General features: G+C 62.6%; 23 protein-coding genes. 13 read left to right on the top strand and 10 right to left on the bottom strand.

Annotated elements, in window-relative coordinates; all coding sequences use genetic code 11:
* Positions 1-27: 27 nt before the first annotated feature.
* Positions 28-411, bottom strand: a complete 384-nt coding sequence (locus NKJ91_RS03240; RefSeq protein WP_352454411.1) for a VOC family protein — start codon at positions 409-411, stop codon at positions 28-30.
* A gap of 72 nt (positions 412-483) precedes the next feature.
* The gene (locus tag NKJ91_RS03235; protein WP_352454410.1) at positions 484-1650 is read right to left on the bottom strand and encodes a flavin-containing monooxygenase; all 1167 of its coding nucleotides are present in this window, start codon (positions 1648-1650) and stop codon (positions 484-486) included.
* A gap of 354 nt (positions 1651-2004) precedes the next feature.
* On the opposite strand from NKJ91_RS03235, the gene lptF reads away from it, so the two are divergent.
* The 7 genes from lptF to NKJ91_RS03200 all read left to right on the top strand — a co-directional run bounded on the left by lptF (position 2005) and on the right by NKJ91_RS03200 (position 10056).
* Positions 2005-3207 carry an LPS export ABC transporter permease LptF gene (gene lptF, locus NKJ91_RS03230; RefSeq protein ID WP_352454409.1) on the top strand — a complete coding sequence of 401 codons (1203 nt, stop codon included), beginning with the start codon at positions 2005-2007 and terminating at the stop codon, positions 3205-3207.
* Positions 3204-4289, top strand: coding sequence for an LPS export ABC transporter permease LptG (gene lptG, locus NKJ91_RS03225; protein WP_023677695.1), 1086 nt, complete (start codon positions 3204-3206; stop codon positions 4287-4289). Before lptF ends, lptG begins: the two co-directional genes overlap by 4 nt.
* Positions 4289-6706 carry an LPS-assembly protein LptD gene (locus NKJ91_RS03220; RefSeq protein ID WP_352454408.1) on the top strand — a complete coding sequence of 806 codons (2418 nt, stop codon included), beginning with the start codon at positions 4289-4291 and terminating at the stop codon, positions 6704-6706. Before lptG ends, NKJ91_RS03220 begins: the two co-directional genes overlap by 1 nt.
* 116 nt (positions 6707-6822) lie before the next feature.
* Entirely contained in the window at positions 6823-7749 is a 927-nt protein-coding gene (locus tag NKJ91_RS03215; RefSeq protein ID WP_352454407.1) for a peptidylprolyl isomerase, read from the top strand.
* A gap of 12 nt (positions 7750-7761) precedes the next feature.
* Positions 7762-8781, top strand: a complete 1020-nt coding sequence (gene pdxA / locus NKJ91_RS03210) for a 4-hydroxythreonine-4-phosphate dehydrogenase PdxA (RefSeq protein WP_352454406.1) — start codon at positions 7762-7764, stop codon at positions 8779-8781.
* A 67-nt stretch (positions 8782-8848) separates the two neighbouring features.
* A complete protein-coding gene (gene rsmA, locus NKJ91_RS03205; protein ID WP_023677699.1) occupies positions 8849-9688 on the top strand; it encodes a 16S rRNA (adenine(1518)-N(6)/adenine(1519)-N(6))-dimethyltransferase RsmA in 840 nt (279 codons plus the stop codon).
* A 74-nt stretch (positions 9689-9762) separates the two neighbouring features.
* A complete protein-coding gene (locus NKJ91_RS03200; RefSeq protein ID WP_352454405.1) occupies positions 9763-10056 on the top strand; it encodes a DUF1330 domain-containing protein in 294 nt (97 codons plus the stop codon).
* On the opposite strand, the gene gmk is transcribed toward NKJ91_RS03200, so the two are convergent.
* The 7 genes from gmk to fabD all read right to left on the bottom strand — a co-directional run bounded on the left by gmk (position 10057) and on the right by fabD (position 16574).
* On the bottom strand, positions 10057-10713 hold the full coding sequence (gene gmk, locus NKJ91_RS03195) for a guanylate kinase (RefSeq protein ID WP_023677701.1): 657 nt from the start codon (positions 10711-10713) through the stop codon (positions 10057-10059).
* 33 nt (positions 10714-10746) lie between these two features.
* Positions 10747-11637, bottom strand: coding sequence for a YicC/YloC family endoribonuclease (locus NKJ91_RS03190; protein WP_352454404.1), 891 nt, complete (start codon positions 11635-11637; stop codon positions 10747-10749).
* 138 nt (positions 11638-11775) lie between these two features.
* Positions 11776-12996, bottom strand: coding sequence for an endolytic transglycosylase MltG (gene mltG / locus NKJ91_RS03185; RefSeq protein WP_352454403.1), 1221 nt, complete (start codon positions 12994-12996; stop codon positions 11776-11778).
* Positions 12997-13089: 93 nt separating this feature from the next.
* A complete protein-coding gene (fabF, locus tag NKJ91_RS03180; protein ID WP_352454402.1) occupies positions 13090-14352 on the bottom strand; it encodes a beta-ketoacyl-ACP synthase II in 1263 nt (420 codons plus the stop codon).
* A 34-nt stretch (positions 14353-14386) separates the two neighbouring features.
* Complete coding sequence (locus tag NKJ91_RS03175; RefSeq protein ID WP_006203723.1) at positions 14387-14623, bottom strand: acyl carrier protein; 237 nt, start codon at positions 14621-14623, stop codon at positions 14387-14389.
* Between the two features lie 187 nt (positions 14624-14810).
* Entirely contained in the window at positions 14811-15548 is a 738-nt protein-coding gene (gene fabG / locus NKJ91_RS03170; RefSeq protein ID WP_352453223.1) for a 3-oxoacyl-[acyl-carrier-protein] reductase, read from the bottom strand.
* Between the two features lie 60 nt (positions 15549-15608).
* Positions 15609-16574 (bottom strand): ACP S-malonyltransferase, encoded by a 966-nt coding sequence (fabD, locus tag NKJ91_RS03165; RefSeq protein ID WP_352454401.1) that lies wholly within the window; start codon positions 16572-16574, stop codon positions 15609-15611.
* 247 nt (positions 16575-16821) lie between these two features.
* On the opposite strand from fabD, the gene NKJ91_RS03160 reads away from it, so the two are divergent.
* Positions 16822-18747, top strand: a complete 1926-nt coding sequence (locus NKJ91_RS03160; protein ID WP_023677707.1) for an LTA synthase family protein — start codon at positions 16822-16824, stop codon at positions 18745-18747.
* Positions 18748-18778: 31 nt separating this feature from the next.
* Here the strand turns inward: NKJ91_RS03160 and NKJ91_RS03155 are convergent, their stop codons facing one another.
* On the bottom strand, positions 18779-20323 hold the full coding sequence (locus NKJ91_RS03155; protein ID WP_352454400.1) for a pilus assembly protein TadG-related protein: 1545 nt from the start codon (positions 20321-20323) through the stop codon (positions 18779-18781).
* Between the two features lie 455 nt (positions 20324-20778).
* Here NKJ91_RS03155 and rpsF point away from each other — a divergent pair, with 455 nt between their 5' ends.
* The 5 genes from rpsF to NKJ91_RS03130 all read left to right on the top strand — a co-directional run bounded on the left by rpsF (position 20779) and on the right by NKJ91_RS03130 (position 24234).
* The gene (rpsF, locus tag NKJ91_RS03150) at positions 20779-21279 is read left to right on the top strand and encodes a 30S ribosomal protein S6 (protein WP_352454399.1); all 501 of its coding nucleotides are present in this window, start codon (positions 20779-20781) and stop codon (positions 21277-21279) included.
* Entirely contained in the window at positions 21279-21527 is a 249-nt protein-coding gene (gene rpsR / locus NKJ91_RS03145) for a 30S ribosomal protein S18 (RefSeq protein WP_006203718.1), read from the top strand. The genes rpsF and rpsR overlap by 1 nt, the downstream gene beginning before the upstream one ends.
* A gap of 273 nt (positions 21528-21800) precedes the next feature.
* Positions 21801-22385, top strand: a complete 585-nt coding sequence (gene rplI / locus NKJ91_RS03140; protein WP_254820243.1) for a 50S ribosomal protein L9 — start codon at positions 21801-21803, stop codon at positions 22383-22385.
* Positions 22386-22538: 153 nt separating this feature from the next.
* Positions 22539-23828 (top strand): cyclopropane fatty acid synthase, encoded by a 1290-nt coding sequence (locus tag NKJ91_RS03135; protein WP_352454398.1) that lies wholly within the window; start codon positions 22539-22541, stop codon positions 23826-23828.
* An 82-nt stretch (positions 23829-23910) separates the two neighbouring features.
* Positions 23911-24234 (top strand): YnfA family protein, encoded by a 324-nt coding sequence (locus NKJ91_RS03130; protein ID WP_352454397.1) that lies wholly within the window; start codon positions 23911-23913, stop codon positions 24232-24234.
* The last annotated feature ends 3 nt before the right edge of the window (positions 24235-24237 follow it).

The raw sequence follows: 24237 nt of genomic DNA, 5'->3' as shown, positions 1-24237 counted from the left end.
GAGTTGGATTATCGCGAGAAACGTTCGTCAGTGAGCGGCGGGTTGAAACAGCTCGATGACATTGCCCGATGGGTCTTCGAGCAGCGTCTGGGAACCGCCGACGCCCGTTATGATATCGTTGCGAAAGACAAGTCCAGCACTCTTGAGGCGCGCAACCTCTTCTTTCAGGTCCGGCACCACCAACAGGATGCGATTCCAACCTCCCGGCACCGGCTGCCGGCCATCCGGCATCGCCCGTGCACCCGAACTGCCGGGTCCGCTTAGAAGGAGCCGTAAAGCGCCGCGTGTGACGGAAGCAAAAGCCGGTCGCGCGTCCTGTCCAACAGCGAAGCCCAGATGTCCACAGTAGAAGTCGATCGAGGCGGCGACATCATCGACCATGTAGCGAATGCTGACTGGCGTCATGATCATTGACCTTTCGGTTCGAGCACGCTCAACAAGGCGTGTCTATTGCGGGCGGAACAGTCGGCATAGTCCGGCTCATCATCGCTGCTTGACAATCCGCGCCGCTATCGCCCTGGCCTGAATGCGGGCGTTGGCGAAACAACCGCGAATGCTCGGCCGCATGCCGGTAAACCACAGACCAGGCAATTTCGGATCGGCATCGCCGCCGTTGAAAAGCGGAACGCCCTTGCCGTCGAGAACGCCGAGCTTGCCGAACATCTGCTCCAGACCGGTGCGATAGCCGGTCGCCGCAATGACGATATCGGGCGTGATCAACCTGCCGTCATTCAATACGATGCCGTCTTGGGTAAATTCCCGCAATGGTGGCACCACCACGATCGTGCCTGCCTTTATGGCGCGAACCGCGCCGTCATCGGCTGCGATCGCGGTGTAGTCGGCGCTCAGACGGCTCGCACCGCCTGTGGGAGCCGGCGGAAGCCCAAATTTCGTCAGGTCGCCGAAAACCAGGCGCTGGGTTGTCGCCATCACCGCATCGGCCAGCCGCACCGGCAAGCTCGCCATGAGCGGTGAAAGCCTGTGGACGGCGACCTTGCCGATGCGTTTCGGCAGCAGCGACGGGCCGTTGCGGGCCGACAGCCAGATGCTTTGGGCATCTGCATTCGCAAGATGGTTGAGTGCGTCGAACCCCGAATTGCCGGCTCCGACGACCAGCACCCTTTTGCCGACGTAGTCCTTCGCCTCGCCAAAATCGGCCGAATGGATAATCCGGCCTGCAAAATCCTTCATGCCTTTCCACGCAGGAATAAACGGCTGCCGGTCGCGCCCGGTGGCGACGACGACATGACGCGCCAGACGACGTCCGGCGTTCGTCCGCACGGTCCAGTGATCGCCGTCGAACGTGATCTCTTCAACGGCAACGCCGAATGCCACCGGCAGACCATGCGCCTGGCTGAAATCGTTCAGATGGCGAATGACGGCCGATTTATGCGGAAAAGCCGGGGTGCCTGCGGGATAGCCGACGCCGGGCAGCGTCGAGAGATCGCGATGCGTATTGAGGTGCAGACGCTGGTGCCGCCGATGCCAGGGTTCGGCAAGCCGGCTCTCCTTTTCCAGGACGAGCGTCGGTACGCCGGCCTTCATCAAGGCGTGGGCGGCGGCAAGGCCGGCCGCGCCGGCGCCGACCACGATCGCGCCGTCAAAGACCGCTTCCCGACCGGTTTGACCGCGCAATTTTTCCGCTTCCATGCTGGGGCTCAACAGATCCTGACCCGTCTTATCACGCCGCGGCGGTCGCGACCGGCGCGACATTTGGTCGTTTTGCCGCATTTGACAAGACTTTGGCCGAAATCGCTCCCATATGCGATATCGAACCATCCACGATTCGTCGCGGCACGGCCCCGCTTCCCGCCGCAACCTGTTGTTAACCAACAATGTTCGCTCTTTCTTATCCATTGCCGCCGACACTCCGGCCCAGCGGATTTTGCGATCCGGGACAGAACCCAGATCGAACCGCCAAACTGAGCCAGTTGTGCAGCCGGCGCCGGACGACTACCTTGTTCCAAGGCATGATGCCGTTCGAAATCGCCGAGAAAAGCCTTCATGAAGGTCGTTGAACGTTACATCATGCGCCGTGCTTTCGCGGTATTCGCGCTGGCGCTCGTCTGGACGCTGGCGATCGTCTGGACGACTCAGGTGCTCGCCCGCATCGACCTCGTCACCGATAGCGGTCAGTCGGCCCTCACCTTCTTCGAAGTCGCAGCGCTGATCATCCCGACAATCGTTCCGATCGTCGTGCCGTTCGCCCTGGTGGTCGCGGTCGCCCAGATCCTCAGCGTGATGAATTCGGATTCGGAGCTGGCCGTCGTCAATGCCGCCGGCGCTTCACGCTGGACCATTGTCAGGCCGATCATGCTTCTGGCAATTGCAGCCAGCGTTTTTTCCTTCGCCGTCGACAATGGCGTCGATCCTTACGCACGCCAGAAGAACCGCGAGTTGATTGCGTCGTCGCGTGCCGATCTGTTGTCGTTGATCATCCAGGAAGGCACCTTCCGCAAGATCGACGACGGCCTGTTCCTGCAGGTTGGCGAACGGCTTCCCGACAACCGCCTCGGCGGCATCTTCGTCGCCGATTCGCGCGAAGAAGGCGTCAATCTCATCTACTACGCCAAGACCGGCAGCATCATCGAACGCGGCGACGAGAAGGTGCTGATGATGAATGACGGCGTCATCCATCGCAAAACCATGACCGGCGACCTCTCGGTGATCCGGTTCACCTCCTACGCCTTCGACTTGTCCGCTTTCATGTCGGCATCATCTGACATCCTGCTTTTGCCGAAGGACCGGACGACCCAGTATCTGCTCAATCCCAGTCCGAACGACAAGATGTACCAGCAAAAGCCGAACAGGTACCTGGCCGAGCTCAATCAGCGTTTTTCCGAGTGGTCCTATTCGCTCGTCTTCGCGCTGATCGCGCTCGCCGTTGCCGGAGATGCGCGCTCGCATCGCGAGGCGCGTGTGCACCCGCTGATCACGGCAATCGCGATCGCGCTGTTCGTGCGCTGGCTCGGGTTCTTTGCCGCCGGCAAGGCCGACAAGGTGCCGCAATATGCCTATATGGTCTACGGCGTCCCGATCGTGGCATCGGCGATCGCCATCTGGTTCATCGTGTCCAACCGGACCATGGAACTGCCGGTTGCCTGGGCCGATTGGATAACCAATCTTGCCGGCCGCTTCAGTGACGGCTGGAGCGCCATCAAGCTCCGTTTTGCCAGGCGTGGCGCATCCGGACAGGGGGCCGGCTGATGGGCTGGACTCTGGGTCGGTACTTCTTCTTTCGCTATGTGACGATCACCATCTGGTTCTTCATCGGCCTCTTGGCGCTGGTGTTCCTGATCGATTTCACCGAGCTTTCCGGCCGCACGACCGGCGTGCCGGGCTTCACCTACGCAACTGCGTTCGCCATTTCGGGGCTCAGGATGCCGATGATCATGCTGCAGACGGTGCCGTTCGTCGGCCTGTTCTCGGCGATGGCGACGTTGGTGTCGCTCAACCGCAAATATGAATTGGTCATTGCCCGTTCCGCCGGGGTTTCCGCATGGCAATTCCTGCTGCCGTGCTGCATCGGGGCGCTGCTGTTTGGAGCCTTGTCGGTCGGCGTCATCAATCCGGTAGCCGCGCACGCCTATTCCTGGTCCGAGGAGATCGAGACCCAGCTCCGTTCGGGCAAGTCGAACAGCGTCTCGGCCGATGCTGCGCCCTGGATCAGGCAGAAAACCAACGCCGGCGACACCATCATCGGCGCCCGCGCCATTCTCAATCAAGGCCTGGAGATGGCCGACGCGGTCTTCTTCAGCTTCAGCCCGCAAGGCGACATCATCGAGCGCAAGGATGCGGCGCGCGCCTTTTTGCGGGACGGCTACTGGGAATTGCAGGACGTCAAGGTGTTCCGGGACGGTACCATCCAGTCGTTACCCAGCGATCGGCTGCCGACCAATCTCAAGCCGGAATTCGTGCAAGAGCGGTTGGCCCGCCCTGAGACCATTCCCTTCTACGATCTGCCCGGCAAGATCGAAGTGGCCCGCTCCTTCGGCCTCAAGGCAAACGCCTTCGCCATGCAGTTCAATTCCCTGATTGCGCTGCCCTTCCTGCTTGTCGCGATGACGCTGATTGCGGCAACGGTATCAATGCGATTTGCGAGGATGGGGCAGTCGGCAACGATGATTCTGGGTGGCATCGTGGCCGGCTTTCTGCTTTATGTCGTTTCGGTGCTGGTCAAGGCATTCGGCGTAGCGGGATTCGTACCCACGGCCGTAGCGGCTTGGGTCCCGGTTGTCGTGGCTATGTTCTTCGGGGTGACATTCCTGCTATACAAGGAAGACGGCTAGTGAGGGAGGCGGTTTTGCGCAGCCATAGGCACGCCGGTTTGGCACGCCTCTCTGCGGCGAGCGCCTTGGCGTGCCTGCTTGCCAGCGCCGCCCCGGTTGCACCGGCTTTTGCCCAGGACGTCAGTGAGCTGGCAACGAAGGTTCCGAGCGGCACGCAGATGCTGCTGGCAGCCGATACGCTGGTCTACGACAACGACAAGCAGACAGTGACGGCCGTCGGCGGCGTCCAGATCGACTACGGCGGCAACCGTCTCGTCGCCCAGCGGGTCGAATACAACCGCAACACCAAACGCCTCGTCGCCAGCGGCAATGTCGAACTCGTCAATAGCGACGGCACCAAAATCTATTCGCAGCATGCCGACATCACTGACGATTTCGCCGACGGCTTCGTCAACGCGCTGCGGGTCGAGACCATAGACAAGGCGTATTTCGCCGCCGAAAGCGCGGAGCGCATGGGCGGCGTGCTGACGACGTTCCACAATGGCGTCTACACCGCCTGCGAGCCGTGCGAGGACAAGCCCGACAAAGCGCCGACCTGGCGTATCAAGGCCAGGAAGATCATCTGGAACGGCGAGAAGAAGACGGTTCGCTTCGAGAACTCGAATTTCGAGTTCTTCGGCTTTCCGCTGGCCTATCTGCCGGCTTTCGAGATCGCCGACCCAACGGTCAAGCGCAAGAGCGGCTTCCTGATCCCCGGCGTCGCCTACAAGAGCGATCTCGGCGTCGGTGTTAAAGTCCCCTATTATTTCGCGCTCTCGCCGACCTACGATCTCACTGTCACTGGCAGCGGCTATACCAAGCAAGGTTTCCTCGGTGAGGCCGAGTGGAGGCAGCGCTTCAACAACGGTCAGTACAGCCTGAAGATTGCGGGCATCCGGCAGGAGAATCCCGACGCCTTCATCGACGACAATGGCCACAACGTGAATTCGGGTACCGAAGGCGACCCGAACAGGTTCCGCGGCATGATGGGCACCCAGGGCCAGTTCGCCATCAACCCGCGCTGGGACTTCGGCTGGGACATCCTGCTGCAGAGCGACAAGAATTTCGCGCGCACCTACGACATCGATGGCTTCAACGATAGCGTGCACCGCTCCGAGGTGTACCTGACGGGGCTCAACGATCGCAATTACTTCGATGTGCGCGCCATGCACTTCGATGTTCAGGAAGACACGCTCGCCAGCGATCCGACTGCACGCGCCGCCAAGCAGCCCTGGGTGCTGCCCTCGCTCGACTACGCCTATATCCCCGACATGCCGGTGGCCGGCGGGCAGCTGTCGTTCGACGTCAACGCGCGGGTCATTGACCGCGACAGGCTCGATACGGCTCTTGCAAATTCGGGCATCCCTTCGTCCGTCAACAACGTCCGCGGCATCGACGGTCAATCCGGGCGCCTTACCGCGGAAGCCGAATGGAAGCGCACCTTCACCACCGATGGCGGGCTGCTGCTAACACCGCTCCTGGCGCTGCGCGGCGACGCCGGCTACGTCAACGCCTCCTCGGCCTCGCTCGACGCCATCAACCAGATGGCGACCAATCTCGGCGTCGAGGACGATATGCGTTCATCGCTTGCCCGCTACATGGCGACCGCCGGCCTTGAGATGCGCTGGCCGGTGCTGTTTTCGATGACCAGTTCCAGCCATGTCTTCGAACCGATGGCGCAGGTATTCATGCGTCCGAACGAGCAATATGTCGGCGGGCTGGCGGTCCCCAACGAGGACGCCCAGAGCTTCGTCTTCGACGCCACGACGCTGTTCGAGCGCGACAAATTCTCGGGCTATGACCGCATGGAAGGCGGCACACGCGCCAATGTCGGGCTGCGCTATTCCGGCGCATATGACAATGGCTGGGGCACCAATGCGGTGTTCGGCCAATCCTACCAGCTCGGCGGCCAGAACTCGTTCGGCACGCCGGACCTGGTCAATGTCGGCGCCTATTCAGGTCTTGAAACTGCAACCTCCGACTATGTCGGCCTTGTCGGCTTCAACAGCCCCAGCGGGTTTTCCGGCTCGGTCAGCGGCCGTTTCGACGAGCAAAGCTTCGAGATCCGCCGCGCTGAGGTAAAGGCCGCCTTTTCAGGCCTGCCGGTATCGCTGAGCGCCAAATACGCCTTCATCCAGGCGCAGCCGCTCTATGGCTTCTCGACCGATCGCCATGAGGTTACGCTCGGCGCCTCGACACATCTTGCCGAGAATTGGCGCGTCTTTGGCACCGGCACGTATGATCTGGAGCAGAGCGTTCTGGTCAAGGACGGGGTCGGCTTTGCCTATAGTGATTCGTGCTTTACCTATTTGATGACGTTTTCGGAAAGACGTGACCTGAACACCAAGGAAGTATCGCAGAACGTCGGCTTCAACCTGTCGTTCCGCACGCTCGGCGATTTCGGCTCGTCGCAACGCTCCATCGACACCATTCAATAACGGGCAGCGGTCGGCAACGGGGCGCCTGGCGGACGACATTGTTTCGCCGCATAGAGCAGGCACGAATTTTGACGGCCTGAACTGGATAGGTTGGGCCGAATCGGGATGGAATTGGGATGCTTTCGATGAGGAAATACCTCTTTTCGGCAGGGTTCGCGCTGCTGGTGGCGTTCTCGACCACTGCGGTGACGCGGCCAGTTTTCGCCACCGAGATCAAATACGTCGTCAACAATATACCGATAACCACCGGCGACATCCAGCATCGGGCCGCTTTCCTGCGCCTGCAGCACAGAAAGGGCGATGCCGGCCAGGAAATGATCGACCAGACGCTGCGCCTGGCCGAAGCCCGGCGGCTCGGCATCCGCATCAGCGACGCGCAGGTCGATGCCGCTTATCAGCGTTTCGCCACCAGCAACAAGATGCCGCTCAAGCAGCTTGACGGCGCGATGGCGCAATCCGGCGTCACCAAGGAGCATTTCAAGGACTTTATCCGGGCGCAGATGGCCTGGAACCAGGCGCTGACCGCGCGTTCCCGTTCCGGAGACGGTGGCGGCGCCGTGAGCGAGCAGGACCTCGTCAAGCGCATGCTCGAAAAAGGCGGCAGCAAACCGAGCGCCACAGAGTACATGTTGCAGCAGGTCATCTTCGTGGTGCCGGCGGCCGAGCGCAGCGCGACGCTGGCCAAGCGCAAACGCGAAGCCGATGCCATGCGCGCCCGCTTCAACGGCTGCAACACCACCCGCGAATTCGCCAAGGGCCTGATCGATGTCACCGTTCGCGATCTCGGCCGGGTGCTGGCGCCGCAATTGCCGGCGGACTGGGCCGAGCAGATAAAGGCTACAAAGGTCGGCGGCGCCACCACGACGCGCGAAACCGACCGCGGTGTCGAATTCATCGGCATCTGCTCGTCGCGCGAAGTGTCAGACGACAAAGCCGCGCAGATGGTGTTCCAGAGTGAAGGTTCGAACGACAAGAACGCCGACGAACTCTCGAAGAAATATGTCGAGGAGTTGCGGAAGAAAGCCCGCATAATCGAGCGCTGAAGTCGAAGCGCCGTGGCTGACGCAGAGCTTCCGCTGGCGTTGAGCGTCGGCGATCCGTCCGGCGTCGGGCCGGACATCGCCATCGCTGCTTGGCAGGCCCGCGATAGCGCTGGCGTTCCGTCTTTTTATCTCCTTGCCGATCCGGCACTGATTGCCGCGCGGGCGCACAGGCTCGGCACCGATATCGCGATTGCCGAGACGACGCCGGCGTTAGCGCCGGGGGTGTTTTCGCGCGCGCTGCCGGTGGTGGCGCTTGCTGCCCGTTTCGTCGACAGTCCCGGCCGCCCGGATCCAGCCAACGCCGCCGGCATCATCGAGGCGATCGACCGCGCCGTTGCCGACTGCCTGGCTGGCCGCGCTGCCGCGGTCGTCACCTGCCCCATCGCCAAGAAGCCGCTCTACGACGCCGGCTTTCGCTTTCCCGGCCACACCGAATATCTGGCGCATCTGGCATCGCTTCACACCGGCACCGAAGTGACGCCTGTGATGCTGCTTGCCGGACCGGACCTGCGCACCGTGCCGGTCACCATCCACATCGCGCTGGCCGAGGTGCCGAAAGAGCTGACGACGGACCTTATCGTCGCCACCGGCCGCATCACCGCCGCCGACCTTGCGAACCGCTTCGGAATTGCCAAGCCGCGGCTCGCCATTGCCGGCCTCAACCCGCATGCCGGCGAAGGCGGCACCATGGGCACCGAAGACGAGCGGATCGTGCGCCCGGCAGTCGACCGGCTGAGGCAGGAAGGGATCGACGCCTTCGGGCCATTGCCGGCCGACACGCTGTTTCATGCTCGCGCCCGCGCCGGCTACGACGTGGCGCTCTGTATGTATCACGACCAGGCGCTGATCCCGGCCAAGGCGCTGGCGTTTGACGAGGCGGTCAACGTCACGCTCGGCCTGCCCTTCGTCCGCACCTCGCCCGACCACGGCACCGCCTTCGACATCGCCGGCAAGGGCATCGCCCGTGCCGGCAGCCTGATTGCAGCGCTGAAACTCGCTCGCGTTCTTGCCGATACCGGGAAAAGGCCGTAGGCCCTGAGCCCAATCAGCCAAATTCGATGGCCTTAACCCGATGAGCCCGCCTGATGAGCCCAGCCCGATGAGCATAGACGGCCTGCCGCCACTGCGCGAGGTGATCGAGCGCCATGGGCTGCAGGCGAAAAAGGCGCTGGGCCAGAATTTTCTGCTCGACCTTAACCTGACAAGCAAGATTGCGCGAACCGCCGGCGACCTGAGCGACGTTACGGTTATCGAGGTCGGTCCCGGTCCGGGCGGGCTGACTCGTGCCCTGCTCCTCAACGGCGCCCGGCGGGTCGTCGCGATCGAGCGCGACGAGCGCTGCCTGGCGGCCTTGGCCGAGATCGCGAACCACTATCCGGGTCGGCTCGAGATCGTAGCCGGCGATGCGCTGAAAGCTGATTTTGCAGCGCTTGCAAAAGGAGTGCCGGGAAGCGGCGGGTCGGCGAAAATCGTTGCCAACCTGCCCTACAATATCGGCACCGAATTGCTGATCCGCTGGCTGACCGTTACCGAGTGGCCGCCGTTCTACACATCGATGACGCTGATGTTCCAGCGCGAGGTCGCCGAACGCATTGCAGCCAGCCCCGGCAGCGAGGCCTATGGTCGGCTCGGCGTGCTGGCCGGCTGGCGGACGGAGGCGAGGATTGCCTTCGACGTACCGCCGCAGGCGTTCACGCCGCCACCCAAGGTGACGTCCTCGGTGGTGCATCTTGTGCCGCGTGCCAACCCCTTGCCGGCAGAGGTGAAACGGCTCAGCCGCGTCACCGAAGCGGCATTCGGCCAGCGCCGGAAAATGCTGCGGCAGAGCGTGAAAAGCCTCGGCGGCGAGGCGCTGCTCACCCGCGCCGGCATCGATCCGACCAGGCGTGCGGAGACGCTCAGCGTCGAGGAGTTCGTTCGCCTGACCAACGCGGTGTGATGCCGGGACGCGTCTGCGTGGAATTTCCGCTCTCACGGCATAGATAGCCGGACAAACCTGCCCGGAGACAAACAATGGCCGCCTATGTCATTTCCGACGTCACGATCCGTGACGCAGAGGCTATCGAAGCCTATCGCGCCCGCGCGGCTGCCTCCATCGCCCAGCATGGCGGGCGCTATCTGGTACGCGGCGGCGAGGTGGAAAGGTTGGAAGGCGACTGGTCTCCCGGGCCGCTGATCATCGTGGAATTCCCCGACATGGACACGGCGCGGCGTTGGTACCGCTCCGCCGAATATGCCGCGGCATTGGAACTGCGCGACGCCGCGCTCAGCCGCAATCTGATCCTGGTCGCGGGGACGCCGCCTTGATCAATCCGTCTTTTCGTCGAGCAGCCCCGACACGAAATCGAACAGGCCCGGCCGGCGATCGCGTCTGAGCCGTTCGGCCGTGACGATGCCCCGCACCTCGGCGAAAGCGCGGTCGAGATCGTCGTTGACGATGACGAAATCATATTCCTTCCAGTGCTCGATCTCGTTGCGGGCGTTCTTGAGCCGCGTCTCGATCACCGCTTCCTGGTCCTCGGCGCGACGCTTCAGCCGCGCCTTCAATTCCTTCATCGATGGCGGCAGGATGAATATCGAGACGATGTCGGCGCGCATCTTCTCCTTGAGCTGCTGAGCGCCTTGCCAGTCGATGTCGAACAGCATGTCGCGGCCTTCGGCCAGCGCCTGTTCAGCCGGCTCGCGCGGCGTCGCGTAGCAATTGCCGTGCACCTCCGCCCATTCGAGCAGCGCATCGGAATCGCGCAGCCGCTCGAACTCGCGCATGGTACGGAAGTGGTAATGGACGCCCTCGATCTCGCTGCCGCGGCGTGGCCGCGTGGTGACCGAGACCGACAATTCCAGGCTGGAATCGCTCTCCAGCAGATTGCGCGCAATCGTCGACTTGCCGGCGCCTGACGGCGACGACAAGACCAGCATCAGCCCGCGGCGCCGAATGCGGGAACCTACATCCCTAGCGGTCATGGGGCTTGGCAGTCATGTGGCTTGGCATCGGGATCATTCCAGATTCTGGACCTGTTCGCGAAACTGGTCGACGACCGCCTTCAGTTCCAGCCCGATGGCGGTGACGGCGGCAGCATTCGACTTGGAACACAGCGTATTCGATTCGCGGTTGAATTCCTGTGCCAGGAAATCGAGCTTGCGGCCGATGGCCCCACCTCCGGCGAGCAGTGCCCGCCCCGACACCACGTGCGTCTTCAGCCGGTCGATTTCCTCGCGTATGTCGGCCTTGGTGGCCAGGAACGCCGCTTCCATATGCAGCCGGCTGGCGTCCAGGTTGGCAGACGCGTCCATCAACAGGCGGATCTGCTCGGCGAGCCTTTCGCGGATCGTGGCCGGTTCGCGTGATGGATCGGCCTCGGCCCGCAGCGTCAGCGCCTCGATGGCGTCGATATGGCCGGACAGCAGGGAACGAAGTGCCGCACCTTCGCCCTGGCGCGCCTGGTGCAGCCCGTTCAGTGCTGCTTCCAGCGCCGACAGTATTGCGGTATCGAGCGCACTGCGCGCCTCTTCGGTTTCGATGGTTTCGGGAATGTCGAGGACGCCGCGCAGCGCAAGCAGCCCGTCGGCCGCCGCAGGGGCTACTCCGAACTGCTCCTGCAGCCGCTTGGCCAACCCCGCCAGATCCTTCAGGAAAGCCTCGTTGACCACAGGTTGCGCTTGAGCGCCGGCGGCGCGGCCAATGGTCAGCGTCATCTGGAAATTGCCGCGCGCAAAACGCTTTTGCACCGTCTGCCGGACGGCCGGCTCCAGCCGGTCGAAACCTTGCGGCAGCCGCAGCCTGACCTCGACGCTTTTGCCGTTGACGGACTTGGCTTCCCAGGCAATCGAAGTGCCGTCGTGTTCGGCGACACTGCGCGCAAAACCGGTCATGCTCTGCAAGTTCATGTAGCCGTGCGTCCCTTTGCCGAATGCCCCTCAAGCCGGAGCGATTTTCTCCGGACAGGATCATGTGAATTTCAATGCCATAGCAGCCCTTGCACATCCACCCGGACATGCACAGGGCCAACCTGATGGCGTCCGGCCCTACTGGGCGGCGGTGGCGCCCGCATCGTCAACGATGGCTCCCGCCGGCGTGTCGGCTCCGGTATTGGTTGCTCCGGCCCTGGCGGCGTCCTGCGCCTGCTTTTTCAGCAGTGCCCGGTAGCGAGCGACATTCTCGTTATGCTCATCGAGCGTCGAGGCAAAGACGTGCCCGCCGCTGCCGTCGGCGACGAAGTAGAGATCGCTGGTCTTCGACGGATTGGCGACTGCCTCCAGCGCCGCACGGCCGGGATTGGCGATCGGCGTCGGCGGTAAGCCGTTGATCAGATAGGTGTTGTAGGGCGTCGGCTTCTGGATGTCCGACTGATAGATCGGGCGGTCGATGGGTTTGCCCTTGCCGCCGAACAGGCCGTAGATGATGGTCGGGTCCGACTGCAGCCGCATACCCTTGGCCAGCCGGTTGAGGAAGACGGCGGCTACGCGCGAGCGTTCATCGCCCTTGCCGGTCTCCTTCTCGACGATAGAGGCCAGGGTGACAAAATCCTCAACGTTGGCGATCGGCAAATCCGGCGCTCGGCGCTGCCAGACCTCGTCGACCAGCTTCTTCTGGTCGGCCAGAAGCTTGTCGACCATCTGCTGGCGTGTTGCGCCGCGGGTGAAACGCAGCGTGTCGGTGGCGAGGCTGCCCTCAGGTGGAGTGGTCGACGGCATATCGCCGGTCAGCGCGTCCTGCTCGGCGATTCGTTGCAGCGCCTGCTCGACAGTCAGCCCCTCGGGGATGGTCAGCGAATACATCACCGACTTGCCGCTCTTCAGCAGTTCCATGATATCGTGCATCGACGCCTGCGGCTTGATCTCGTATTCGCCGGCCTTCAGGGCGGAATCATTGCCGAAGGCGCGCACGCCAAGGCGGAAAATGCGGGCGTCGCTGATCAGCCCTCGCCGCTCAAGCTGGTCGGCGATCTCCTGGACGCCGCTATTCGGCTTGACCAGGAAAGTGTCGCCATTGGCCGACGGGCCGGGCTCGTTGAACTCCTGCTTGCCGAAATACAGCGCAACGCCTGCCGCCAGCACCATCAGCATCACCGAAGAGATGACGAAGTTCATGAACACGACGAACTGGCTGCGCGAGGCACGCGAGCGCTTCGGCGGCGGCGTGCCGGCCTCGGGCCGCAACGCCTCGCTGGCCGTCTTCGGCACGATCGGGCCGGGCGTTGCTGGCCGTTGCCCGAATTCCCCGTTATCGGCCGGATTTGTGTTCATAGCGCCCTACCATTTGATCTTGCGACGAATCCCCTCGGGCAGAGTAGGGGCGAATATGGCAAAATTGACGGCAGACGGAAACCGGCAGAGCGGTCAGCCATTGTAGCGCTGGAAGACGAGCGAGGCGTTGGTGCCACCGAAGCCGAAGGAGTTGGACAGCGCCACGTCGATCTGCCGGGCCCGCGGCTTGTGCGGCACCAGGTCGATCGCCGTTTCGCGCTCCGGATTGTCAAGATTGATGGTCGGCGGCGCGATGTTGTCGCGAATGGCGAGGATCGAAAAGATCGCCTCGGCAGCACCAGCCGCGCCCAGCAGGTGGCCAATCGACGATTTGGTCGACGACATCGATATCTTCGAGGCGGCGTTGCCGACCAGCCGCTCGACGGCGCCGAGTTCGATCGTATCGGCCATGGTCGAGGTGCCGTGCGCGTTGATGTAGTCGACATCGGCCGGCGTCAGCTTCGCCCGGTTCAGCGCCGCGGTCATGCAACGGAAAGCGCCGTCGCCGTCTTCGGCAGGCGCGGTGATGTGATAGGCGTCACCGGTCAGACCGTAGCCGGTGACCTCGGCATAGATCTTGGCGCCGCGGGCCTTGGCGTGTTCGAGCTCCTCGAGCACGACAACACCGGCGCCCTCGCCCATGACGAAGCCGTCGCGATCGCGATCATAGGGGCGTGAGGCCGTTTGTGGCGCGTCGTTGCGCTCGGTGGAGAGCGCGCGGCAAGCCGCGAACCCGGCGACCGACAGTCTCGTCACCGGCGCTTCGGCGCCGCCTGCGACCATAACGTCGGCATCGCCCCAGATGATCAGCCGGGCGGCGTCGCCGATGGCGTGCGCACCGGTCGAGCAAGCGGTGACGACGGCATGGTTTGGTCCTTTCAGCCCATGCCGGATCGAAACCTGGCCGGAGACGAGGTTGATGATCTGGCCAGGGATGAAGAATGGGCTGATGCGGCGCGGACCGCGTTCCTTGAGGATCATCGCATTCTCGGCGATGCCTTCGATGCCGCCGATGCCCGAACCGATCAGCACGCCGGTGGCGCACTGTTCCTCATGCGTCTTCGGCTGCCAGCCGGAATCCTTGAGTGCCTCGTCGGCGGCCGCGATCCCGTACAGGATGAAGTCGCCGATCTTGCGCAGTTCCTTCGGCTCGAGAACGGCTTCAGGATTGAAAGTGGCATTGGAGCCGTCACCGCGCGGAATGACGTGGGCGACCTTGCAGGCAAGGTCTTCCACCTCGAATTCGGTGATGCGCTTGGCTGCGCTGCGGCCGGTCAGAAGCTCCTTCCAGCTGTGCTCGAAGCCCATGCCGAACGGCGAAAGCAGCCCAAGGCCCGTGACGACGACACGCCTCATCGCAGGTCCTCCCCGGTGATGACTGCAAATAGCGTCAGGCGGAGGCCTTGTCGATGTATTTCACCGCATCGCCAACAGTCAGGATGGTCTCGGCGGCGTCGTCCGGGATTTCGACACCGAACTCTTCTTCGAACGCCATGACAAGTTCGACCGTGTCGAGGCTGTCCGCGCCCAGATCATCGATGAAGCTCGCCTGCTCCGTCACCTTGTCGGCATCGACGCCAAGGTGCTCGATGACGATCTTCTTGACGCGCTCTGCGGTGTCACTCATTTGGCCATCCTCGTCTTTTGGTTGTCTGTCTTCGTTAGCGGCCAGAATGCCGCTAATCAAGCTGAAAGATGGTCCTGCCGGAAACGCAGCGGAACAGGACCGGTTTTTGCCCGAACCGCCGGGTTGCGGGCGGCATTACACGAAAAATCCCGTGCATCCAAGACGGAATGAAGCGTTTTCCCAAGTGTTAGATCATAGCCATGCCGCCATTGACATGAATGGTCTGGCCGGTGACGTAGGCTGCCTCGTTGGAAGCTAGGTAGGCGACGGCAGAGGCGACTTCGGCGCCCGTGCCCATGCGCCGGGTCGGGATCGCCGCCATGATCGCCTCTTTCTGCTTGTCGTTGAGCTTGGCGGTCATCGCCGATTCGATGAAGCCCGGGGCGACGCAGTTGACGGTGATATTGCGGGTGGCGATCTCCTGCGCCAGCGATTTGGAAAAGCCGATCATACCGGCTTTGGAGGCGCAGTAGTTGGTCTGGCCGGGATTGCCGGTGACGCCAACCACTGAAGTGATGTTGATGATGCGGCCATGGCGGCGCCGCATCATCGGATGGGTAAGCTCGCGGGTCAGCCGGAACACGGCGGTCAGGTTGACCTCGAGCACGCTATCCCAGTCGGCGTCAGCCATGCGTACGAACAACCCGTCCTTGGTGATGCCGGCATTGTTGACGAGGATGTCGACGCCTTCGAGGTCGGCCTCCGCCTTCTGGCCGAGCGCCTTGACGTCGTCGCGGTTGGAAAGATTGGCCGGGAAAAGCTTGACCCGGTCGCCCAGTTCGGCGGCCAGCGCCTCCAGTTTCTCGATACGTGTGCCATGCAGGCCGACGATGGCGCCCTGGCCGTGCAGCACGCGGGCGATCGCCTCGCCGATACCTCCCGATGCGCCGGTGACGAGCGCCTTGCGGCCGGTCAATTCGAACATTCTTGCCTCCTGATCTGAGCGAACACCCTTCGCATGGAGCGGGGTCAAATCGCCAGTTGATTATGCAAGCGCCGCCAGCGCCGCCTCGACATCCGCCGCGGATCCGATGGCAGTGGTGGCAATGTCGCGGTTGATGCGGCGGGCCAGCCCCGACAGCACCTTGCCGGCGCCCACTTCGTAAAGCGTCGCAACGCCGTTGCTGCCGAACCACTCCACCGTTTCGCGCCAGCGCACGCGCCCGATCACCTGTTCGACGAGTCGGCGGGCGATCTCGTCGGGATCGCTCGTCGGGGTCACCGTAACATTGGAGACCAGCGGCACGACCGGCGCACTCTTCGTCACGGCGGCCAGCGCCTCCCGCATGATCTCGGCCGCAGGCTTCATCAATGCCGAATGGAAGGGCGCTGAGACCTGCAGCATCAGCGCCCGCTTGGCGCCCTTCTCCGTGCATAGCCTCGCCGCCAGTTCGACCGCTGGCCTGGCGCCGGAGATCACCAGCTGGCCGCCGCCATTGTCATTGGCGATCTGGCAAACCAAGGCTTGTGCGGGATCTTTGGCGGCGCCCTGGGCGGCCTCTGCGCAAGCGGCTTCGACGTCGGCCTGTTCCAGCCCGATGATCGCCGCCATGGCGCCCTCGCCGGCCGGCACAGCCGCCTGCATGGCGTTGCCGCGGATGCGCAACAGCCGGGCGGCGTCGGCGACCGAAACGAAACCTGCGGCCGCAAGTGCCGAATATTCGCCGAGCGAGTGGCCGGCGACATAGGTGACCTTGCCGTTCAGGGAGAAGCCGCGCGCCTCCAGCGCCCGGATTGCGGCAAGCGACACCGCCATCAGCGCCGGCTGGGCGTTGGCGGTCAGCGTCAGCGTCTCTTCCGGGCCTTCCCAGATCAGCTTCGATAGGTTTTCGCCGAGCGCGTCGTCGACTTCCTCGAAGATCCGCCGCGATTCCACAAAGGTATCGGCGAGGTCCTTGCCCATGCCGACAGCCTGGCTGCCCTGCCCCGGAAAGGTGAATGCGATGGCCATCGGCGGCTCCCAGCTGCTGGTTCACGTTGCCTGTGACGCAAGGCATGCGGCCAAGTCAAGTCCAACCTTGATCGCGTAATATCGGCCGAGTGCCTGTTTCGGCAGGCTTTTTGGCGATCACTCATGATGAAAACCGCTCACGATTTGTTTGCTGGCTCTTCTTATTTCCGCCACAGGCGCTAGGCTTTGCGTGACAGTTCGATGACAATCGAGTGACGCTTTTGTTGCGGGCCGGGGAACTATTGAAGTGGCAAAGACCAAGCAGAGCGCAGCCGAGGCGGCGCCCCAGTTTCTTGAAGGCGATCCGTCGACCGGCTATCTGCCGGCGCGCAAATGGCCTGTCATCCGCTATGGCCTTATCAGCTTGCTGGCTGCGGCCATCCTTGTGTTTGCCATCGAACTGATCGTGCGCGGCAACTTTGCCGGCACCATTGATTTCTTTCTGCAGCCTTTCAAACCCGGCTGGACCACGATCATCATTTTTGCGCTGATCCTCATCGGCCTCGACGCCGTGCTCGGCCGCAGTCATCAGAGCCTGATGATCGTCGCGCCGCTGACATTGTCGCTGGCGTTCGTCGGCCACCAGAAGTCGCTGTATCTCGGCGATCCGCTCTATCCGACCGATTTCCTCTATTCCCGGCAGATCGTGGCACTGATGCCGCTTCTGGTACGCGATCGCCCGGGAACCGCCATTGCCCTGGCGATCGGCATCGTCGGCGGGCTGTCGCTGCTCGTCTATGGCTGGCGGCTATGGCGCCGCCGCGTTCCGGCACTCAGCCACAAGGGCCGCCTTGCCCGGCTGACGCTGACGGTGCCGCTGATCGCCTTCTTCGTCTCCATCATGGACTATGCCACTTTCTCGTGGACACGCGACCGGCTGCAGATCATCCCGATCATGTGGGACCAGAAGGAAAACTATGCCTCGAACGGTTTTGCGCTCGCCTTCGCGCTGAACGTCCCGATGGCGCATGTCTCGGCGCCGCCCGGCTATTCCGGCAAGGCGATCGAAGCGATCGGCAAACCGCAGGTGACGGCTTCGGTACCCGCCGAGAAGCCCGACATCATCGTCGTCATGAGCGAATCCTTCTGGGATCCGACCAAGCTACCCGGCGTCACCATCACGCCCGACCCTATCCCCAATGTGCGGGCACTGCGCACGGGTTACATGTTCTCGCCCGAGTTCGGCGGCATGACGGCCAACATCGAGTTCGAGGCCCTGACCGGCTTTTCCAACGCCTTCCTGCCGGCGGGCAGCATTCCCTACCAGCAATATGTGCGGACACCGACTCCCTCGCTGGCGACCTTCCTGAAAAGTCAAGGCTACCGGGCGCGCGCTATCCATCCCGGCACTAACTGGTTCTGGAACCGGGGGGCCGTCTATGCCGATTTCGGCTTCAACGACTTCAAGTCCGAGGAGACGTTGCCGCCCATGCAGAAGCGCGGACCGCTCGCGTCGGACGCCGCGATGACCGACGAGATCATCCACGAAGCCGATACCAGCGCCGAGCCGGTCTTCTTTTTCGCCGTCAGCCTGCAGAACCACGGGCCGTATGAGCCGTATCGCTATAACAATCCGACCCACAAGGTGCAGGCGCCGATCAGCCAATGGGCGCGTGAATCGCTGTTGAGCTATGCCGAAGGCTCTTCCGACGCGGACCGCGGCCTCGAGCGGCTGATCGAATGGGCGAAGAAACGCGAGCGGCCGACCGTCATCGCGTTCTTCGGCGACCATCTGCCGCCACTTGGGCCGGTCTACGTCGAGACCGGCTTTCTGAAGGACAATGTTGCGCCGCGCAAGGAGGCGGCCGACCAGATGCTGCTGCACCACCAGACGCCGCTGATCGTCTGGTCGAATCGCAGCGGCCCGGCCGAGGATCTGGGCGCCGTCAGCCCGTCCTTCCTGCCCTACCATATCCTGAAGACAGCCGGCATCAGCCATCCCTATTACACCGGCTTCCTCGGACAGTTGCGAGAGCGCTACCGCGTTATCGACCGCAATTTGCTTTTGGCACCGGGGGGCGACGCCACCCCCGATTGGTCGCGTCAGAAAGAGATCGATCCGGCAATCCGCGACTTCCGTCTGCTGCAATACGACATGATGTTCGGCAAGCGCCATGCGGCGCCCGATTTCTTCCCCGAAACCACAGGCAAAGTGGCTGCACACACGAGTTGAGCAGCGGCGGCGGGAGAGCGGCCGACGTCGTTCAGTTCGTCAAGTGCAGCTGCGAAATCGAGCTTCCGATTTTCAGGAAGACGCTTTCGAGCTGACTGACGTCGTTGGTCGGGTAATAATCCAACGGCGACGATGCGCAGGCCTCGTAAAGCTTGCGGTTGGCTGCGGTGTCGGCCTGCAGCAGCACTGTGAATATCTGCACGTCCTGCTTCTTCAATGTGTTGCATACATTGGTTGTCCAATCGTCGACATTGCGCGCAGCCGCGGTCTGGTCGCTGGATCCAAACCGACCCGAGGCCAGGAATCCGTAGGAGCCATAGTCCGACTTCTGTGGCGTATCCTTCGCGCCATAGACAACATTCTCGCCGTCGGTGAGCAGCAGCACCGTTTTGGTCGCGCCTGACGCCCTGAACGGCGCGCCGTCGCTGTAAGGCGGTTCCGGCGAGAGCACCCGCATCCCCCATGACAAGCCTTCCGAAACATTGGTCCCCGAGCCGTTCCATTCGATCATCTCACCGACGGCCTTCCGCAATTTGTCGAAATCATCGGTCAGCGGCACTATCGGCGTCGGACAGGCCCGGTTTGGGCCGATAGTCAGTGGGCCTCTCTTGTCGTTGATCAGCTTCATCGTCGAAACACTGTACTTCGCCATGTCGCTGGTGAGGCCGGGAAGCACGGTGACAACGGTATCGTCGAGATAGGAATTGTTGTAGCCGGTCGCTGAATTGCCGTAGGAGCTGGTTGGATTTTTAGCGTTACCTGGATCGTCCGGCGCGAAATAGGGTACGAACAGGGTGTCCGGTTTGTTTTGGTCGGGCGAAATGTCGGAAACATTGTTGGTTCCGGGCCGCGCTTCGACGCAGCCTCTCCATTCGACGCCCAATTGCTTGAACAGGTCCATATGGTTGACGCGCTTGCCGCCGACCAAGGGGAAATTGGCGCCATTGTTCGGCGATTTGCCGGCCATGTCGATCCAGGCCGGATCGTAGTCCTCGCCCTTGACGTTGACCGCGGTGACGAACGGCACCACCGCGACACGTACGCTGCGCGTCGGCGACTTCGCCGCTTCGAGCATATCGATCAGGGCCGTCGCCGCCGTCCGCAATGCGCCGATGCGATCGTTGCTGGCCATCGACCCGGTATTGTCGAGCACCAGCACGACTTCGAGCTGATTGGTCGATTCGACGGCGCCGGCATCGACGGTGATGCGCTTGTCGTTGCCGAACAGGAAGGCGAAGTTCAAATTGACGTCCGACATGGCGACAGCCTTTGTCTGGATGTAATTGAGGCCCCTTTCCACGGTAAGCGTCGCTTCGGCGTTCCTCAACTCGCTGTGGCCGGCGACATTGGTCTGGAAGTAGCGGTCGAAGACGTCCTTGCGGGAAGCCTCGATGTCGCCGAGATGCGAAGATGCAAGGTTCGCGGCATCGAGCGCGTTCTGCAAGCTGACCTTGGCCCTCATCAAGGTGGACACGTCCACGGCAAAGGCGACCGCGGTCAGAACCGCAGGCAGCCCGAACGCCAGCATCAGGGCAAAGTTGCCGCTCTTCGAACGGCAGAATTTGTCGAAAAGCATTTTTGTCCCCAAAACCGCCTTGCTGCCGACCTCGCGCAGACTGTTTGCTTTTGCATCCGCATGATGAACGACGGGTTGCCGCCACGCCCGCCGGTGCTGGAACTTCGCATGGTGGTTAAGGTCCGGTTTCAGGAAATCCGTAAGCCTTGCCGTCGAGGCCCGTGGCGCTCTGGGACGGTAGGGCCGTTTGCCCTGTCGTTTGGCCTTGCTTTGCGGTCAAATTCCTGTATAGACGCCCGCAATCTGCCGGTCCTTGCTGGGGGCTGAACGGAGGGCCGGAGGTTTTTCGAAACCTTCGTGTGAAGCGAGAAGCGCTTCCGCCTCCCGTGTCTCCGCTCTCGACCGTCTCGTCATGCTCCTTTCTTCCCCGCCTTCGCAAGGATTGCGGGTCAGAGAAGTTGCAGAGGCTTTTGCCGCCGGGAACCGGGAGAGAAACGAAGAAAGGCACGAACACTATGGCTCTATACGAACATGTGTTTCTTGCCCGGCAGGACCTCTCGCAGCAGCAGGTCGATGCGCTTGTCGAACAGTACAAGGGCGTCATTACCGCGAATGGCGGGTCCGTCGGCCGGGTCGAGAACTGGGGACTGAAGTCCCTCACCTACCGGGTCAACAAGAACCGGAAGGCATATTATACACTCATGGACATCACCTGCCCGCCGGCCGCGCTCAATGAGATGGAGCGCCAGATGGGCCTGTCCGAGGACGTGCTGCGTTTCCTGACCATCAAGGTCGATGCGCATGAGGAAGGTCCGTCGGCAATGATGCAGAAGCGCGAAGAGCGCTCGGAACGCGGCGGCTTCGGCGACCGCGACCGTGGCGATCGTGGCCCGCGCTCATTCGGCGACCGCGATCGCGGGGACCGTGGTGATCGTCCGCCGCGCAGCTTCGGCGATAGCGGTGCCGATCGTGGCCCGCGCCGTCCGCGCGAAGGCTTTGAAGGAGCCGCAGAATAATGGTCGACATCAACCAGATCCCAACCCGGCGCCCCTTCCACCGCCGCCGCAAGACTTGCCCGTTCTCCGGCGCCAACGCGCCGAAGATCGACTACAAGGACGTGCGGCTTCTGCAGCGCTACATCTCCGAGCGCGGCAAGATCGTGCCATCGCGTATTACCGCCGTCAGCCAGAAGAAGCAGCGCGAACTCGCCAAGGCGATCAAGCGCGCCCGCTTCCTCGGCCTGCTGCCCTACGTGGTCCGCTAACACTGATTAGTTGACCATGATCTTATCCGAAAACCGGTTTCCACTTTTCGGGATCATGGTCTAGCCAGCGGGCGGTTCGCCGCCCGCTTTTTCACCGGCCACGACGGGCGTAGCCGGATCGAATACCAAATCCCGGGTTGGATTTCGACAAGAGATCCTAACTGCCGCGACAGGCAGGACAGCGACACAGGCGGCGACGCCCCAGCTTCCTGACCTGTTCCAGACAACTCGGCGCCGATCCTGAGGATAGCGCCCAAGCGAAGGAACAAAACCATGGAAGTCATTCTTCTCGAACGCGTTTCCCGCCTCGGCCAGATGGGCGATACCGTCAAGGTCAAGGACGGGTTCGCCCGCAATTTCCTGCTGCCGCAAGGCAAGGCGCTGCGCGCCAACGAAGCTAACAAGAAGAAGTTCGAGGGACAGCGGGCCCAGCTCGAAGCCCGCAACCTGGAGCGCAAGTCCGAAGCCGCGCAGATTGCAGAAAAGCTCGACGGCAAGAGCTTCATCGCCGTGCGCTCGGCCGGCGAAACCGGTCAGCTTTATGGTTCGGTCTCGACGCGCGACATCGCCGAGCTGGTGACGGCGGAAGGTTTTTCGGTCAACCGCAACCAGATCCTGCTCAACCAGCCAATCAAGACCATCGGCGTCACCAATGTGGCGATCGCGCTGCACCCGGAAGTCGAGGTTACCATCACACTCAACATTGCCCGCACGGCCGACGAAGCCGAGCGCCAGGCCAAGGGCGAAACACTGACCACCGCCGAAGCCATCTACGGCGAGGACATCAACGATAATGCGCGGCCGGAAAACTTCTTCGATCCGAATGCGGAGTTCGAAGGCGGCGAAGACAACGGCTGATCGTCATTCGTCGGCATTCGCCGGCTAATCGCTATTCTGGACCAATGCCCGGGCCCCGTACCCGGGCATTTTTATGCCAAATGGAACTTTTCGAACCCCTATATCTTGATGCAGAATAGGACAGCATGTCTGGCCGAGAGGGGACAATTGGTCATGAATATTCTGCTGAAACGCGTTCTCGACCGCCTGGTCCGCATAGGCAATCTCAAGGTGACAGGGCCGCAAGGCTCGATGGTGACTTTCGGTGACGGCAGCGGCGAGCCGGTGCACATGCACATCAAGACAAGGCATGCCGAGCGCGCAATAACCTTCGATCCGATGCTGGCGGTGCCGGAAGCCTACATGGACGGTGAACTCGACATTCTCGAGGGCGGCGTGCTGGGGGTGATGCGGATTGCCTTCCAGAACATGGGCAGCGGCGGTATCGATGCCACCTGGTCGAAGGCGATCGAAGGTCTGCGCCACGCCTTCCGGCGCCTGCAGCAGATCAACACGGCGTCGCGGGCGCGCCGCAACGTGCAGCGCCATTACGATCTGTCGGGCGACCTCTACCGCCTCTTCCTCGATGAGGACATGCAATATTCCTGCGCCTATTTCGAGCAGCCGGACATGACGCTCGACGAGGCACAAGCGGCCAAGAAGCGCCATATCGCCGCCAAGCTCAGGCTGAAGGCCGGCCAGACGGTTCTTGATATCGGCTCCGGCTGGGGTGGGCTTGGGCTCTATCTAGCCAAGGCGTTCGACGTCGACGTGCAAGGCGTGACGCTGTCGACCGAGCAGCACGGCGTCGCCACCGACCGCGCCCATGCGCAAGGCCTGCAAAACCGGGTGCATTTCGACATCAAGGACTATCGCGAGCTCAATGAGCGTTTCGACCGCATCGTCTCCGTCGGCATGTTCGAGCATGTCGGCGTCAATCATTTCCGCACCTTCTTCGACAAGTCGGCGACGCTGCTGAAGCCGGACGGCGTCATGCTGCTGCACACGATCGGCCGCTCCGGCGTGCCGTGGGCAACCAGCGCCTTCATCCGCAAGTACATCTTCCCGGGCGGCTACATCCCGTCGCTCTCCGAAGTGATGCCGGCCATCGAGAAATCGGGGCTCGTCGTCACCGATATCGAGGTCCTGCGGCTGCATTATGCGGAGACGCTAAAGCATTGGGGCGAGCGCTTCGCCGCCAACCGCGACAAGGCCAAGGCGATTTATGACGAGCGCTTCTGCCGCATGTGGGAGTTCTATCTTGCCGCCTCGGAAGCCGCTTTCCGCTGGCAGGATCTGGTGATTTTCCAAATCCAGATTGCCAAGAAGAACGACACGCTGCCGATGACGCGCGACTACATGGCCAGTTGCGAGAAGGCGCTGGAGATGCGCGATCTTGGACGTCGTGAAAAGGCTTCTGCGGCCAAGCCCACGCGCCGCCGCAAGGTGGCGGATCCGGAGTAGACTGCCTGCGATTGCACCATTGCCGCTTGCCATTGCCGGCTGGCACGCTGAAAAAGGTCTCGTCAACGCGGGACCTTTTTTCATGACCTACCTCCTCTACGTCGCCGCCGCACTTGCCGAGATCGCCGGCTGCTTTTCGTTCTGGGCGTGGTGGCGGCTGGACAAGTCGCCACTGTGGTTGGCGCCCGGTCTCGTCTCGCTCCTGCTATTTGCGTGGCTGCTGGCGCTGGTCGACGCCAGTGCGGCGGGCCGGGCCTATGCCGCCTATGGCGGCATCTACATTGCCGCCTCGCTGGTCTGGCTGTGGCTGGCGGAAAGCGTGCGCCCAGACCGCTGGGACCTTGCCGGTGCCGCGATCTGCATCGTTGGCGCCTCGGTCATCGTGCTCGCACCTCGGGCGGCGTAAGCG

The organism is Mesorhizobium sp. M0040, from assembly GCF_040323505.1.
GTDB lineage: Bacteria > Pseudomonadota > Alphaproteobacteria > Rhizobiales > Rhizobiaceae > Mesorhizobium.
The sequence above is the reverse complement of the archived record's forward strand: the minus strand, read 5'-3'. Positions and strand labels throughout refer to the sequence as shown.